The following is a 15,153-nucleotide window of genomic DNA, read 5'->3' on the forward strand; positions in this document are numbered from 1 at the left end:
CGTCAGGAAGACTGAGAACGAAACGTGTAACTACGAAAACAGGAAACACTCGGCAGGTGGCCCGGCTGTGGGCTGCAGCAAACAGGAGAATATGTATGGAAGAGAGAAAAATCACACTGGTCGACGATGACCAGACACTCGAATTTTACGTTGTGGAAGAGACAAAATTAAACGGAGCGAACTATCTTCTCGTCACAGATGCGGAAGATGACGATGAGGAAGGTGACTGCTATATCTTAAAGGATATGTCCGGCGCTGAGGAGGCGGATGCCCTCTATGAGTTCGTGGAAGATGAGGACGAGCTGGAAGGACTCATGAAGATCTTCGCAGAGCTTCTTGACGACGTGGATCTGGAAAAACAGTAAAATAAGACAATGCGCGCCCACAACGGGCGTTTGACCCGGTCTTATCTGACGGAGATAAGACTGAGTAAATTTTTGCGGGATAGATGTTGGGAGACGAGAAAATGAACGATGAGACAGTAAAAGGACTGCTTCGCAAGGCAGGATTAAAAGTGACAAATCAGCGTATGATCGTGCTGGATATTATTGCGTCGCACCCGGCGGAACATCTGACCGCGGAAGAAATCTATGATCTGGCGAAAGTAAACAGCCCGGAGATCGGACTGGCTACGATATACAGGACTGTCCAGGTCCTTTTAGATCTGCATGTAATCGACAAAGTCACATTTGATGACGGTTTTACCCGGTATGAGCTGAACGGTGAAGAAAGCGCATCGGGACACCGCCATCACCACGCCATCTGCACAGGCTGCGGAAAGGTGTATTCCCTGGAATCGGACCTTTTAGACAGCCTGGAGGCGGAAGTGATGGAGAAACTGGGCTTTCTCGTGATGAACCACGAGGTAAAGCTCTACGGACTTTGCAGTGAGTGCAGGAAAAATGAAGAAAAAAAGAAAGAGGTTATGAATCGTGAAGAACGTGAAAAATGATACAGAAAACTGTAAAGTCAAAATTATCCCTCTCGGGGGACTGGAACAGATCGGAATGAACATGACAGCCATCGAGTACGGCGACAGCATTATCGTGATGGACTGCGGACTCGCATTTCCGAGCGACGATATGCTTGGAATCGACCTTGTCATTCCGGATGTAACCTACTTAAAAGATAACTATGAGAAGGTAAAAGGATTTGTCATCACCCACGGCCATGAGGACCATATCGGTGCGCTTCCGTACGTGTTAAAAATGGTGAATGCGCCGGTCTATGCGACCAAGCTGACTATGGGACTGATCGACCATAAACTCGAAGAGAACAACATGCTGCGCAGCGTAAAGCGCAAGGTTGTAAAACACGGACAGTCCATCAATCTCGGCTGCTTCCGCGTGGAATTTATCAAGATGAACCACTCGATCGAGGACGCGGCTGCTCTTGCTGTATTTACACCGGCGGGAATCATCTTAAATACCGGTGACTTCAAGATCGACTACACGCCGGTGTTCGGTGACGTGACCGATCTCCAGAGACTTGCGGAGCTCGGAAAGAAAGGCGTGCTCGCACTTTTATGTGATTCCACGAACGCGATCCGTCCTGGCTTTACGATGTCCGAGAAGACGGTCGGAAAGACGTTCGATGCGATCTTCGCTGAGCACCAGCAGAACAGGATCATCGTTGCGACATTCGCTTCCAACGTGGACCGCGTGCAGCAGGTCATCAACTCCGCCTGCAAGTACGGAAGAAAAGTCGTTGTGGAAGGCCGCAGCATGGTCAATGTCATCGGAACCGCACAGGAACTCGGATATATCAACATCCCGGACGGAACCCTGATCGATATCGAGCAGTTAAAGAACTATAAGGAGGAGGATACCGTCCTCATCACGACAGGAAGCCAGGGTGAGTCCATGGCGGCCCTCTCCAGAATGGCGTCCTCCATGCACAGAAAAGTATCCATTACCCCGCGCGATGTTGTCGTTTTAAGTTCTACCCCGATCCCGGGAAATGAGAAAGCCGTATCGAGAGTTATCAACGAACTCTCCATGAAGGGCGCGACCGTAATTTCCCAGGATACCCATGTATCCGGGCATGCATGCCAGGAGGAGATCAAACTCGTTTATTCTCTGGTACGTCCGAAATATGCGATCCCGATCCACGGTGAGTACCGCCACAGAATGGCACAGAAGGAGCTTGCGATTTCTCTCGGCATCCCGAAGGAGAACGTTGTGATGCTCCACACAGGAGATGTGCTCGAGATCGGTGAGAGCGGCGCAGATGTGATCGATCATGTACAGGCCGGCGGCGTTCTCGTTGACGGACTCGGTGTCGGCGATGTCGGAAATATTGTTCTCCGTGACCGCCAGAACCTTGCCCAGAACGGTATCATTATCGTTGTCCTGACACTTGAGAAACACTCCAATCTCCTGCTCTCTGGACCGGATATCGTGTCCCGCGGATTTGTCTACGTGCGTGAGTCTGAGGATCTGATGGAGGAGGCACAGGCGATCGTGGATCAGGCTGTTGCAGACTGCTTAGAGCGCCACGTATCCGACTGGGGCAAGATCAAGAACATTATCCGCGACAGCTTAAGCGACTTCTTATGGAAGCGCATCAAGAGAAACCCGATGATCCTTCCAATCATCATGGAAGTTTAAATGAACCCAGTTAGCCGTGCACTGAGCTGGGCTGAAAATTGTGTTGCAAGCTTGCTTGCATAAGCAATTTTTGGCACAGCTCAGTATAGGGAGAACGCCCCCGGCTTCTTGTTTTCATGCACATGAAAACAAGAAGATACACGGCGGAGCTACCTGCAAGGGGAATGATATGAGCAAGATAACACGAGAAATCAACAAGATCAGCCTGTTTGTCATCAGCACATCCGGACGGATCATCCTGTATGGACTTGCTGCCATCCTGATCGTCACCGGGGCGAGAAGTGCCTACTCCTTTGGCCACGGGATCTTCTATGCGCCGGCGATGGAGGCGGAGCCGGGAACAGAGAAGAGCGTGAAGCTCACCGGAAACGAGTCGGTGGAAGAGGTCGGAAAGATCTTAAAGAAAGCCGGCCTGATCCGTGATCCGCGTACCTTTACGATCCAGGCAAAATGCTATGGATACGAGGTGAAGGCCGGAACCTATGAGTTAAATACATCGAAGGACTCCAAAGAGCTGATCGATATTTTAAAGGAAAGTCCGGAAGATGCTGCGAAGGAAGATACGAAATCATGATCACGGAAAACAGACTTACGGCTTATATAAATTCCCTGGATCAGGGGGATGGGGAGCTCATTGAACAGATCGCGGAGACTGCGGTAAAAAACAGAGTTCCGATCATCCGCAGGGAGACGGCGGCACTTTTAAAGACAATGGTGACGCTTGTTTCCCCTGCCAGGATCCTGGAAGTCGGAACGGCGGTGGGGTATTCAGCGCTTTTGATGGCGTCTGTAATGCCGGAAAACTGCCGGATCACGACAATCGAAAAATATGAAAAAAGGATCCCGGAGGCGAAGGAAAATTTCCGCCTCGCAGGGATGGAAGAAAAGATCACGCTGCTGGAGGGCGACGCCGGGGAGATCCTCGCGGGGCTTTCCGGCTCCTTTGATTTTATCTTCATGGACGCGGCAAAGGGGCAGTATATCAACTGGCTGCCGGATATCCTGCGCCTGCTGAGAGACGGCGGACTCTTAATGTCTGACAATGTCCTGCAGGACGGGACGATCATGGAATCCCGCTACGCGGTGGAGCGTCGGGACCGCACGATCCATGAGAGAATGAGAGAGTATTTGTACACATTGAAACATATGGATGAATTTGAGACTTCGATCCTGCCGGTGGGCGATGGGGTCGCGCTCAGTGTAAAAAACAGGTCAGGAAAGGATTAGTTATGAGAAAAACAGAACTTCTGATTCCGGCAGGAAGCCTTGATGTCTTAAAGACGGCCGTGATCTACGGCGCCGATGCCGTATATCTCGGCGGTGAGGCATTCGGACTCCGCGCCAAAGCGAAAAACTTTACGAACGAAGAGATCATGGAAGGGATCAAATTTGCCCATGACCACGGCGTAAAGGTATATATCACGGCGAATATCCTCGCACACAACGATGACCTCCCGGGCGTGGAGGCATATTTTGAGGAATTAAAGACGATCCGTCCGGACGCGCTGATCATCTCGGATCCAGGTGTCTTTACGATCGCAAAGAGAGTTCTCCCGGATATGGAGATCCATATCAGCACACAGGCGAACAATACAAACTATGGAACTTACCTTTTCTGGCATGAACTCGGCGCAAAACGCGTCGTCTCCGCCAGAGAGTTATCTTTAAAGGAGATCAAAGAGATCCGTGCACATATCCCGGAGGACATGGAGATCGAGAGCTTTATCCACGGCGCCATGTGCATCTCCTATTCCGGAAGATGTCTGCTCAGCAACTTCTTTACGGGGCGCGACGCGAACCAGGGTGCCTGTACCCATCCGTGCCGCTGGAAATATTCCGTTGTCGAGGAGACAAGACCGGGCGAGTACATGCCGGTCTATGAGAATGAGCGCGGAACTTATATCTTCAACTCCAAGGATCTCTGCATGATCGAACATGTGCCGGAGATGATCGATGCGGGGATCGACAGCTTTAAGATCGAGGGACGCATGAAGACGGCCCTCTACGTGGCGACTGTCGCGAGAACCTATCGCAAAGCGATCGATGATTATCTGGAGGACCCGGAAAAATATAAGGCGAACATGGAGTGGTACAAGGAAGAAATCGGAAAGTGTACGTATCGTGAGTTTACCACAGGCTTCTACTTCGGAAAACCGACTTCCGAGACCCAGATCTATGACAGCAATACTTATGTGAAGAACTATATCTACCTCGGAACCGTGGAAGAGCGGGATGCGAGAGGATTCGCGAAGATCGAGCAGAAGAATAAATTCTCTGTCGGCGAGACGATCGAGATCATGAAGCCGGATGGAAGAAATATTTCCGCGCTTGTCCGCGGCATCTACACAGAGGAAGGCGAGAGTCAGGAGAGCGCACCGCATCCGAAACAGATCCTTTATATCGATCTGGACGGGGAAGTGGAGCAGTACGATATTCTCCGCAAGAAAGAGGCGGAGTAAGATCCGGATCCGGAAAGAAGACAAAGCTGAATGGCTGCGTGCAGGATTTAGAAAGGAGGCATGATCGTGACAGTAATTTTTGGCATCCTGGGAATATTGTGTCTCATTTATTATGGTGTGATCGTGATCTACTCCGGTGCGGGAACCTCATTTTCCGCCATCTGGATCGTGCTGGCGCTGGGATTTTTTATCATGGCGGCCGTGGGAAAGTTTTATCCGCGGATCCGTGATAGAGTACCGGTGCAGATCGAAGTAGCTGTGATCACATTCTTTTCAGCGATCGCATTCATCTTCATCGTTGTGGAGCTCCTTATGGGATTTGGCGCGCTGTCTTTTCAGAAAGAGAGCGTCAACTATGTGATCGTTCTCGGTGCGCAGGTGCGCGGAAATACGATCAGCCGCACGCTGGAGCGGCGTCTGGAAAAGGCTGTGGAGTACGCGGCATATCATCCGAACACGGTATTTGTGCTTTCCGGCGGACAGGGGGATGACGAGGACGTGACGGAGGCATCCGCCATGTACCGCTACATGAAGAGCCGCGGAGTCCCGGATTACCAGCTGCTTCTTGAGGAATCATCCCGCAGCACTTACGAAAATATGGTATACAGCAAAATGCTGATTACAGAGCGTGAGCGGATCCGCCGTGCGACACTCCGCGCCGCCATGGCGGAATCCGGATATCTTCTCCCCCCGGATGAGGAGATCGTGATCCGGGTAGGGATTCTCACCAGCAATTTCCACGAACTCCGCGCCAAAGGGATCGCCCGCCACGTCGGTCTCCCCAACGTCAGCGGCATCTCCGCAAAGTCGGATCCCGTGCTGTTTGTACATTTTTGCGTGAGAGAGTGTTTTGCGATATTAAAAGATAAATTTGTGGGGAATATGTAACCAAGGGGATCAAGCTTAGAAGCCCGACGCAAGCTTGCTTGCAGGCGGGATTATAAGTTTGAGACCCACTCCCCACATGAGTAAGTAGCCATTTTTTCGAAGAAAAAATGAGCGGATTACGAATGTGGGGGGGGCAGGATTGCGGGAGCACGAAGTGCGGAGCAATCCGGTTACGACTATAGCGTAAAAAAGAAAGGATTTTTTCAGACATGGAGAGCCAGATCGAATCAGTCAAAGCCCTTGACGCGTATCGTCTTCGGCAGGTAAAACATATCCCGGAACTGAATTCCGACGGTATGATCTTAGAGCATAAAAAAACAGGGGCAAATATTTTCCTCATGAGCAACGAGGATGACAACAAAGTATTCTGCATCGGTTTCCGGACACCGCCGGCGGACAGCACCGGTGTTCCGCACATCATCGAGCACACCGTGCTCTGCGGATCTGATAAATTCCCGGTGAAGGACCCGTTTGTGGAACTTGTAAAGGGATCTTTGAATACATTCTTAAACGCGATGACCTACCCGGACAAGACCGTGTACCCGATCGCGAGCTGCAATGAGACGGATTTCCAGAACCTTATGGACGTATATATGGACGCCGTCTTCCATCCGAATATCGGAAAAGAGAAGAAGATCTTCATGCAGGAAGGCTGGCACTATGAGCTCGAGAGTCCGGAAGATGAGATCACCTACAACGGCGTTGTATACAACGAGATGAAAGGGGTGTTTTCCTCGCCGGAGAGCGTTCTGGACAGCTTCATCCACACGGCAATGTTCCCGGATACCTGCTATGGCGTGGAGTCCGGCGGAGACCCGGAGGACATCGTTAAGCTGACTTACGAGGATTATCTTGCGTTTTATCATAAATATTATCACCCGTCCAACAGCTATATCTACCTCTACGGAGATATGGACATGGCGGAAAAATTAAAATGGCTCGATGAGGAATATCTCGGAAAGTACGACAGAAAAGAGATCGATTCCGAGATCCGGATCCAGAAAAAATTCAAGGAGCCGATCGAGAGGGAGATCTTCTATTCCGTCTCCGAGTCTGAGAGCCTTGACCATGCGACTTACCTCTCGATCAACACGCAGGCCGGAAACGAGCTCTCCCCGAAGGAGTATGTGGCGTTTCAGATCCTGGAGTATGTGCTCTTAGATGCGCCGGGCGCACCGCTTAAAAAAGCACTCTTAGACGCGGGGATCGGCGACGATATCATGGGCGGCTACGAGTATGGGATCCTGCAGCCGTATTTCTCAGTGATCGCAAAGAATGCAGAGCGTGAGCAGAAAGATGAGTTCGTGAAAGTTGTAAAATCCACACTGAGAAAACTGGTGGACGGCGGCATCGAGAAAAAGAGCCTGAAGGCCGGGATCAACAACTACGAATTCCAGTACCGCGAGGCGGACTACGGTTCTGCGCCGAAGGGACTCATGTACGGTCTCCAGTGCCTGGACAGCTGGCTCTACGGCGGCGATCCGATGATGCACTTAGAGTATGAGGAGACCTTCGCAGCCTTAAAAGAAGGCGCTGACCATGGATATTTTGAAGGACTTATCAGGACATACCTTCTCGACAACCCATATGAGGCGGTTGTGATCGCAAGCCCGAAGAAGAACCTTACCGCCCGGATCGAAGAGCAGACTGCAAAGAAGTTAAAGGAATACAAGGACAGCCTCTCCAAAGAGGAAATCGATGCGCTGGTTCGCCAGACAAAGGAATTAAAAGAGTACCAGGACACCCCGTCCCCGAAGGAAGACCTCGAGAAGATCCCGATGCTGACGAGAGATGAGATCGGAAGAGAGCCTGCGAAGCTGATCTTTGAGGAGACAAAGCTTGACGGCATCACCGTGGTCCGCCACGAGATGTTCACATCCGGGATCGGATATCTGAAAGTCCTCTTTAATACGAACCGGGTTCCGCTGGAAGACCTGCCGTATCTCGGACTCTTAAAATCCGTCCTCGGATATGTGGATACGAAGAACTACAGCTACAGTGATCTGAGCAGTGAGATCTTCTTAAACAGCGGCGGTGTTTCCTTCTCCGTAACCTCCTACCCGGATCTTGCGAAAGCGGGAAGCTTCACAGGAGTTTTCGTTTGCAGCGCGAGAGTCCTCTATGAGAAACTTGACTTTGGATTCGAGATCCTGGAAGAGATCATCAACCGCTCGGTTCTCGATGATGAAAAGCGCTTAAATGAGATCTTGAGCGAAGGAAAGTCAAAGTCCCAGATGAAACTCATGGGATCCGGTCACACGGCGGCCGTTGCGAGAGCGACCTCCTACTTCTCCGATACTTCCTATTTCAACGATATGACAGGCGGGATCGGATACTATAAATTCTTAGAGGACCTGGCAAAGAACTTTGAGACAAAGAAAGACGAGATCATTGCCGGCCTGAAGCGTGTGATGGCAGCGCTCTTTACGAGAGAGAACATGACAGTCAGCTACACAGCTGACCAGGAAGGATTCTCTTATCTGGAAGGCGCGATGAAGAAGCTTTCTGAGAAGATCCCAGCAGGAACCGGAAAAATCTATCCGTTCACAGCACCGAAGGAGAACAGAAATGAGGGCTTTACTTCCTCCTCCAAGGTCAACTATGTGGCACACTGCGGAACCTTCGCGGGAAGCGGATATTCCTACACAGGCGCGCTGCGGATCTTAAAAGTGATGTTAAGCTATGATTATCTCTGGATTAACATCCGCGTGAAAGGCGGCGCATACGGCTGCATGAGCGGCATCGGGCGTTCCGGTGAGGGATATTTTGTCTCCTACCGTGATCCGGAGGTGAAGAAGAGTGATGATATCTATCTCGGAATTCCGGATTATCTGGAGAATTTCGAGGCGGATGAGCGCACGATGACAAAATATGTCATCGGAACCATCAGCGATATTGATACTCCGCTGACTCCGTCCTTAAAGGGAAGCCGCGGACTCTCCGCATGGTATTCCGGAGTGACGGATGAGATGCTGAAAAAAGAGCGCGAGGAGATCTTAAACGCGACCGTGGAAGATATCCGCGCCCTCGCACCGATCACAAAGGCAGTCCTTGAGACAGGAGCTGTGTGTGTAGTCGGAAATGAGGATAAGATCAAGGCGGACAGGGAACTGTTCAAGGAGATCAAACCGTTATTTGAGTAAGAAAAAAGACTGCAAAGGGAACTGTTCGGCAGGTCTGCATACCATCTGCACCGACCGGAACAGAACCTGGGACAGGAAGAAAAAATACAGGGAAAAGTACGGAAACGTTTTTGAAAAAGCTAAGGAGAATTCATGAAAAAAGGATATAAATCAGGTTTTGTGACACTGATCGGCCGTCCGAATGTTGGAAAATCCACATTGATGAACCATCTGATCGGACAGAAGATCGCGATCACGTCGGAAAAACCGCAGACCACGAGAAACAGGATCCAGACCGTGTATACAGACGAGCATGGTCAGATCATCTTCCTCGACACACCGGGGATCCACAAAGCGAAAAACAAGCTCGGTGAGTACATGGTAAACGTTGCGGAGCATACACTCCGTGAGGTCGACGTGATCTTATGGCTCGTGGAGCCGGGAACCTACATTGGTTCCGGTGAGCAGCATATCTTAAAAGTGCTGCAGACCGTAAAGACACCGGTCATCCTCGTCATCAACAAGATCGATACGGTGAAGAAAGAGGATATCTTAAAGACCATCGAGACCTACAAGGATGCATACCACTTTAAAGAGGTGATCCCGGTATCGGCGATGAAGAAGACGAACACCGACACGCTGATCCACACGATCTTCCAGTATCTGCCGGAGGGACCGCAGTACTATGATGAGGACACCGTGACCGACCAGCCGATGCGCCAGATCGCTGCGGAACTGATCCGTGAGAAAGCACTCCGCATGATGTCGGATGAGATCCCGCACGGGATCGCAGTGACGATCGAGCGGATGACGGAGCGCGACAACGGCATGTTCGATATCGATGCGACGATCATCTGTGAGAGAGAGTCCCACAAGGGGATCGTGATCGGAAAAGGCGGTCAGATGTTAAAGCGCATCGGAACCTCCGCGAGGATCGAGATCGAGAACCTCATGGACACGAAGGTCAACTTAAAGCTCTGGGTCAAGGTCCGCAAGGAGTGGAGAGATTCCGAGCTGTATATGAAGAACTACGGATATAATTCGAAAGATATCTGATCACTCTGCTGCAGCATGGCTGGTCAGGCAGACAGATTTCTGTCTGCGGCCGTAGCGGGAAAGCTCTGGATCAGATGCAAGAGGTTATTAAAGGAACGAAGAAATGAGAGAACAGGTAGTCCTGACCGGGATGGTCATCAAATCTGCCCCGGCGGGCGAATATGACAGAAGACTCGTGATCTTAACCTGCGAGCGGGGAAAGATCACGGCTTTTGCAAGAGGTGCGAGAAGACCCGGAAGTACGCTGATGGCGTCCTCCGCCCCCTTTGTGTTCGGCACATTCTCCCTCTATGAGGGTCGGGACGCCTATTCCCTCGTCTCTGTTGAGGTACAGAATTACTTCCGGGAGATCACGGAAAATATGGAGGCGGCATGTTACGGATCCTATTTTCTGGAGTTCGCGGACTATTACGGGAGAGAGAACCTGGAGGCAGTCGAGACCTTAAAACTTCTCTACCAGTCACTCCGGGCACTCTTAAAGAGCGCGATCCCGAATCGGCTCGTGAGGGCTGTCTTTGAGTTAAAGCTCATGGAGATCAACGGCGAGTACATGGAAAAGCCTCTGGGAAGGCTGGAAGACTCCACGATCTATACGTGGGAATACGTTCTCGCGTCTCCGGTGGAAAAGCTTTACACCTTTACAGTCACGGAGAAAGTCCTGGAAGAATTCACAAAGTGCGTGGCGGAAAATAAGCGGCGATTTGTGGATAAAACCTTCCATTCACTTGACATTTTGGATGTTCTTGTATATAAATGATGTTAAAGGTTTTTTGACTTTTTTGGCAATGGATCATTCGTTGCTTTTCACGGGTAGGAATTTTCAGAACTGAAAATTCCGTATGATACAGTAGCGGTCGCGGATTTTGCCGATTTGGAATGCGAAGCATCGGTATCATAAACAGGTTTATCCTTAAAAATCGTTTTTGAGGATCAAGGAGGAATTATGAAAAAAGGACAGACGGCGGCAGCCATTCTCCTTCTCGCATTTGCCTTAAACGGCTGCGGCGGCGGAGTGGGAAAGACCGCATTTGCCCCGACGGAGACCAGCCTTTATGTCACAAAGGAAGGCACCGTCACCAGCGCAGATGTGGAAATCTGCGAGAATGATTATTACAGCGCCGATGAATTAAAAGCCTATGCGCAGGAGATGCTGGACGCATTCGAGAGCGAAAACCAGTCCGGAAGCAGTGAGAAAAAGGCTGAGATCACGGAATGTACCGTGAAGGATGGGACTGCGAAACTTCTCATCACCTTCCCGGATGCGGAGGAATACCTTCGCTTTGCGGCGGAGTATCCGGATGAGGAGAGCGGGATCCAGGTCGAGAGTCTGGATGTGGTTTCCGTGCAGGACGGAGTGGAAAAAGGCTATATCGTCGGTTCAAATTTCTATAAAGCAGGCGATGAAAAGACGGAAGTATCCGCTGTGGACATCACAAAACAGAAAAAGTTCTATGTGGTCTGTGTGACCGGCAGCGCGAAGATCCAGACGGACGGTGCGATCCAGTATGTGTCCGAGGGGGTGACCTTAAACGGGAATACGGCCGAGACGCCGAAAGGCGAGACGTCTTATATTATCTTCAGATAAAAGGATCCGACGGAAATCCGCGGATCTTAGAGAGACGGGATCTTCAGTTTAAGATCCTGTGATCATGGCAATACGCCGGATGGGATGGAATTACCCCGAAATCCCAGGTGGTTGTAGATAGAATTACTTTCCGCATAAACCAGTGCGGAAGAGATCAAGAGGAGAGTCACAATGGAAAAGACAATGGAAAAAATTGTAGCACTTGCGAAATCCAGAGGCTTTGTTTATCCGGGTTCCGAGATTTACGGAGGTCTTGCAAACACATGGGATTACGGCAATCTGGGCGTAGAGCTTAAGAATAACGTAAAACGTGCGTGGTGGAAGAAATTCATCCAGGAAAATCCGTACAACGTAGGTGTGGACTGCGCGATCTTAATGAACTCCCAGACATGGGTTGCATCCGGACATATCGGCGGTTTCTCCGATCCGTTAATGGACTGTAAGGCATGTAAAGAGCGTTTCCGTGCCGACAAGCTCATCGAGGATTATATGGCAGAGAAAGGCATCGAGCCGGAAACTCCGATCGATGGCTGGAGCCAGGAGCAGATGAAGAAGTACATCGACGACAACCAGATCCCGTGCCCGAGCTGCGGAAAGCATGACTTCACGGATATCCGTCAGTTCAACTTAATGTTCAAGACATTCCAGGGCGTTACCGAGGATGCAAAGAACACCGTTTACTTAAGACCGGAGACTGCACAGGGTATCTTCGTAAACTTCAAGAATGTCCAGAGAACATCCAGAAAGAAAGTTCCGTTCGGTATCGGACAGATCGGTAAGTCCTTCCGTAACGAGATCACACCGGGCAACTTCACATTCCGTACCAGAGAGTTCGAGCAGATGGAGTTAGAGTTCTTCTGCAAACCGGGTACAGACCTTGACTGGTTCGCATATTGGAAACAGTTCTGCATCAAGTGGCTGCAGGATCTCGGCATCAAACCGGACGAGATGCGTGCACGTGACCATTCTCCGGAGGAGCTCTGCTTCTACAGTAAGGCAACCACAGACCTTGAGTTCTTATTCCCGTTCGGCTGGGGCGAGCTCTGGGGTATCGCGGACAGAACCGATTACGACCTGACACAGCATCAGAACGTATCCGGACAGGATATGTCCTACTTCGACGATGAAGTAAACGAGAAGTACATCCCGTACGTTATCGAGCCGTCACTCGGCGCAGACCGTGTAACACTTGCATTCCTCTGCTCCGCATATGACGAGGAAGAGTTAGAGGGCGGCGATGTCCGCACCGTTATGCACTTCCATCCGGCGATCGCACCGGTGAAAGTCGGCATCCTTCCGTTATCCAAGAAGTTAAACGAGGGCGCTGAGAAGGTATACGCAGAACTTTCCAAATACTACAACTGTGAGTTCGATGACAGAGGAAATATCGGTAAGAGATACAGAAGACAGGACGAGATCGGTACTCCGTTCTGCGTAACATACGACTTTGATTCTGAGACAGACGGCGCTGTAACCGTTCGTGACAGAGACACGATGGAGCAGGTTCGTATCCCGATCGCAGAGTTAAAGAGCTATTTTGAGGATAAATTAAGTTTCTAATGGAGTCCGGAACGTGCAAAGCACATGACTGGCTGCGGAGCGGATCTGCAGACGGCGTGTGAGCCGCATGTGATTTAGGACTTTATGACAGGATGAGGCGGCTGGATCTTATGTCAGACCGCCTCTTTCTTCTATAACAGGAAATGACAGACAGGAAAGAAAAATGGAAAAAAGTAAGATCATTCTGGCATCCGGTTCCCCGAGACGGAAAGAACTGCTTTTGCAGATCGGGATCGTCCCGGAGATCATCGTGAGCCATGTGGAAGAGAAGATCACATCGGACGTCCCTGCTGAGGTCGTGATGAGTCTCGCAGAGCAGAAAGCCGTCGATGTGGCAAAAGAGATGTCGGAGGGAACCGTGATCCTTGGGTCCGATACGGTCGTCGCGGCGGACGGAAAGATCCTCGGGAAGCCGAAGAGCCACGAGGAGGCGTATGAGATGATCAGGCGTCTCGCGGGGCGCAGCCATCAGGTCTATACGGGCGTCTGCCTCGTGAAAAAAGGACCGGAGGGAGAAGCGGATACGGTCGTTTCCTTCTATGATGAGACGGACGTGAATGTTTCCCCGATGACGGAAAAAGAGATCCGGGAGTATGCGGATTCCGAGGAGCCGATGGACAAGGCGGGATCGTATGCGGTCCAGGGATTTTTTGCAAGATATATCGACGGATTAAAGGGATCTTACGCGAATGTGATGGGACTTCCGGTGCATCTTGTATATCAGGAATTGAAAAAACTTGGTGCTTTATAAATGTGCAGACGGGTTGATTCATCAGGTCAGCGCATCTTGCTGTGCTGACCGTAATAAAACATACTTGCAGACAACGATCTGTGAGGTCTGCGTACCTGTTGCGGGAGACACAGGAAAACATAAGCTTGAGGACAGAAATATGGGAAAATGGAACCGGTGGGGAAGGACGCTTGCGGCGGTCGTCCTCACGGCAGTGATCGTCTGCGGATGCGGCGTGAAAGAGACGCTGCTTTCCGGCAGAAAAAGTGAAAGAGAGTACGGGAAAGCCGAGACCATGGTGATCGTCACCACGGAGCGGCTCCGTTATGAAGAATTATATACAGACAAGATCTGGGATGTCGCGGTGGACGAGTCCGGAACCACGTTTGAGGAGACTCTGGTAAACCAGATCCATGATTTTTTAAAGGAATTAAAGACGATGAGCCGCATGGCCGACGAGGAGAACGTCACACTCTCGGGAAAAGAGCGGGAGCTTGTGAAGCAGGCGGCGGCTCAGTATATGGAAAATCTGAAAAACGCCGGGGACAGCTTCGAGATCACCCGGGATGTGGCAGAATCCTTATATGAGGACTACTGGAAAGCGGAAAAACTGGTGGAGACCCTGACGGAAAATGTCAATCTGGAGGTCAGCGACAGCGAGGCGAAGGTCATCACGGTCGATGAGATCGTACTTTCCGACAAAGATCAGGCGGATGAGACCTTAAAAAAGGTCCGGACGGAGGGAACGGATTTTATGACGGTCGCAAAAGAGGTGTCCGAGGACCAGGAGATCGAGAAAAAGATCTCCAGAGGCATGAGGTCAGAAGAATATGAGCAGGCCGCTTACGCGCTGGCTTCCGGGGAGATCAGCGATGTGATCGGGGCAGACGGAAAATATTATATTCTGCGCTGCGTGAGCGATTACGATGAGGCCGCGACGAAGATCCGGAAGGAAGAGATGGTCCGGGAGAAGAAGAACGAGGCGTTCTATGAGACATACTCGGAGTACGCGGCGAAGGTCCATCTCGCGAAGGATGACAGTCTGTGGAAAAATCTTTCCATCACAGACGGGGAGAAGACATCGGCAGATTTCTTCGAGATCTTTGAGACGGTATGTAAGGAGACGGAATGACGGTCCCTCTGG

General features: G+C 50.8%; 14 protein-coding genes. All 14 read left to right on the forward strand.

The annotated features are described in order from the left end of the window. Positions 1-95 precede the first annotated feature (95 nt). On the forward strand, positions 96-365 hold the full coding sequence (locus GPK90_RS18110; RefSeq protein ID WP_118297090.1) for a DUF1292 domain-containing protein: 270 nt from the start codon (positions 96-98) through the stop codon (positions 363-365). Between the two features lie 101 nt (positions 366-466). Continuing rightward, a complete protein-coding gene (locus GPK90_RS18115) occupies positions 467-952 on the forward strand; it encodes a Fur family transcriptional regulator (protein ID WP_118297089.1) in 486 nt (161 codons plus the stop codon). Then, entirely contained in the window at positions 942-2,609 is a 1,668-nt protein-coding gene (locus tag GPK90_RS18120) for a ribonuclease J (protein ID WP_118297144.1), read from the forward strand. The genes GPK90_RS18115 and GPK90_RS18120 overlap by 11 nt, the downstream gene beginning before the upstream one ends. 169 nt (positions 2,610-2,778) lie before the next feature. Further along, positions 2,779-3,183, forward strand: coding sequence for an endolytic transglycosylase MltG (locus GPK90_RS18125; RefSeq protein WP_118297088.1), 405 nt, complete (start codon positions 2,779-2,781; stop codon positions 3,181-3,183). Beyond that, positions 3,180-3,836 (forward strand): O-methyltransferase, encoded by a 657-nt coding sequence (locus GPK90_RS18130; RefSeq protein ID WP_118532889.1) that lies wholly within the window; start codon positions 3,180-3,182, stop codon positions 3,834-3,836. Before GPK90_RS18125 ends, GPK90_RS18130 begins: the two co-directional genes overlap by 4 nt. Before the next feature lie 2 nt (positions 3,837-3,838). Continuing rightward, positions 3,839-5,068 (forward strand): peptidase U32 family protein, encoded by a 1,230-nt coding sequence (locus tag GPK90_RS18135; RefSeq protein ID WP_118321136.1) that lies wholly within the window; start codon positions 3,839-3,841, stop codon positions 5,066-5,068. A 66-nt stretch (positions 5,069-5,134) separates the two neighbouring features. Beyond that, complete coding sequence (locus GPK90_RS18140; RefSeq protein ID WP_486463526.1) at positions 5,135-5,956, forward strand: YdcF family protein; 822 nt, start codon at positions 5,135-5,137, stop codon at positions 5,954-5,956. 209 nt (positions 5,957-6,165) lie between these two features. Continuing rightward, positions 6,166-9,099 carry an insulinase family protein gene (locus GPK90_RS18145; RefSeq protein WP_215703609.1) on the forward strand — a complete coding sequence of 978 codons (2,934 nt, stop codon included), beginning with the start codon at positions 6,166-6,168 and terminating at the stop codon, positions 9,097-9,099. A gap of 132 nt (positions 9,100-9,231) precedes the next feature. After that, positions 9,232-10,134: a GTPase Era gene (era, locus tag GPK90_RS18150; protein WP_015555002.1), complete on the forward strand. Its 903-nt coding sequence runs from the start codon at positions 9,232-9,234 to the stop codon at positions 10,132-10,134. Between the two features lie 103 nt (positions 10,135-10,237). Beyond that, entirely contained in the window at positions 10,238-10,891 is a 654-nt protein-coding gene (recO, locus tag GPK90_RS18155) for a DNA repair protein RecO (protein ID WP_118603289.1), read from the forward strand. A gap of 186 nt (positions 10,892-11,077) precedes the next feature. Beyond that, on the forward strand, positions 11,078-11,719 hold the full coding sequence (locus GPK90_RS18160) for a hypothetical protein (RefSeq protein WP_118532885.1): 642 nt from the start codon (positions 11,078-11,080) through the stop codon (positions 11,717-11,719). Between the two features lie 171 nt (positions 11,720-11,890). Further along, complete coding sequence (locus GPK90_RS18165; RefSeq protein WP_118532883.1) at positions 11,891-13,279, forward strand: glycine--tRNA ligase; 1,389 nt, start codon at positions 11,891-11,893, stop codon at positions 13,277-13,279. Positions 13,280-13,442: 163 nt separating this feature from the next. Next, positions 13,443-14,030 (forward strand): Maf family protein, encoded by a 588-nt coding sequence (locus GPK90_RS18170; RefSeq protein ID WP_215703610.1) that lies wholly within the window; start codon positions 13,443-13,445, stop codon positions 14,028-14,030. Next, positions 14,020-15,141 carry a peptidylprolyl isomerase gene (locus GPK90_RS18175; protein WP_346011305.1) on the forward strand — a complete coding sequence of 374 codons (1,122 nt, stop codon included), beginning with the start codon at positions 14,020-14,022 and terminating at the stop codon, positions 15,139-15,141. Before GPK90_RS18170 ends, GPK90_RS18175 begins: the two co-directional genes overlap by 11 nt. Positions 15,142-15,153 lie beyond the last annotated feature (12 nt).

The sequence above is a fragment of the Clostridium sp. MCC344 genome, from assembly GCF_018785365.1.
Lineage (GTDB): Bacteria > Bacillota > Clostridia > Lachnospirales > Lachnospiraceae > Pilosibacter.

What these genes read in the sequence shown, in the direction of transcription:
- era (WP_015555002.1), top strand. Translation starts at nt 9,232, where the DNA reads ATGAAAAAAGGATATAAATCAGGTTTTGTGACACTGATCGGCCGTCCG.
- GPK90_RS18130 (WP_118532889.1), top strand. Translation starts at nt 3,180, where the DNA reads ATGATCACGGAAAACAGACTTACGGCTTATATAAATTCCCTGGATCAG.
- GPK90_RS18110 (WP_118297090.1), top strand. Translation starts at nt 96, where the DNA reads ATGGAAGAGAGAAAAATCACACTGGTCGACGATGACCAGACACTCGAA.
- GPK90_RS18170 (WP_215703610.1), top strand. Translation starts at nt 13,443, where the DNA reads ATGGAAAAAAGTAAGATCATTCTGGCATCCGGTTCCCCGAGACGGAAA.
- recO (WP_118603289.1), top strand. Translation starts at nt 10,238, where the DNA reads ATGAGAGAACAGGTAGTCCTGACCGGGATGGTCATCAAATCTGCCCCG.
- GPK90_RS18165 (WP_118532883.1), top strand. Translation starts at nt 11,891, where the DNA reads ATGGAAAAGACAATGGAAAAAATTGTAGCACTTGCGAAATCCAGAGGC.
- GPK90_RS18160 (WP_118532885.1), top strand. Translation starts at nt 11,078, where the DNA reads ATGAAAAAAGGACAGACGGCGGCAGCCATTCTCCTTCTCGCATTTGCC.
- GPK90_RS18125 (WP_118297088.1), top strand. Translation starts at nt 2,779, where the DNA reads ATGAGCAAGATAACACGAGAAATCAACAAGATCAGCCTGTTTGTCATC.
- GPK90_RS18115 (WP_118297089.1), top strand. Translation starts at nt 467, where the DNA reads ATGAACGATGAGACAGTAAAAGGACTGCTTCGCAAGGCAGGATTAAAA.
- GPK90_RS18135 (WP_118321136.1), top strand. Translation starts at nt 3,839, where the DNA reads ATGAGAAAAACAGAACTTCTGATTCCGGCAGGAAGCCTTGATGTCTTA.
- GPK90_RS18145 (WP_215703609.1), top strand. Translation starts at nt 6,166, where the DNA reads ATGGAGAGCCAGATCGAATCAGTCAAAGCCCTTGACGCGTATCGTCTT.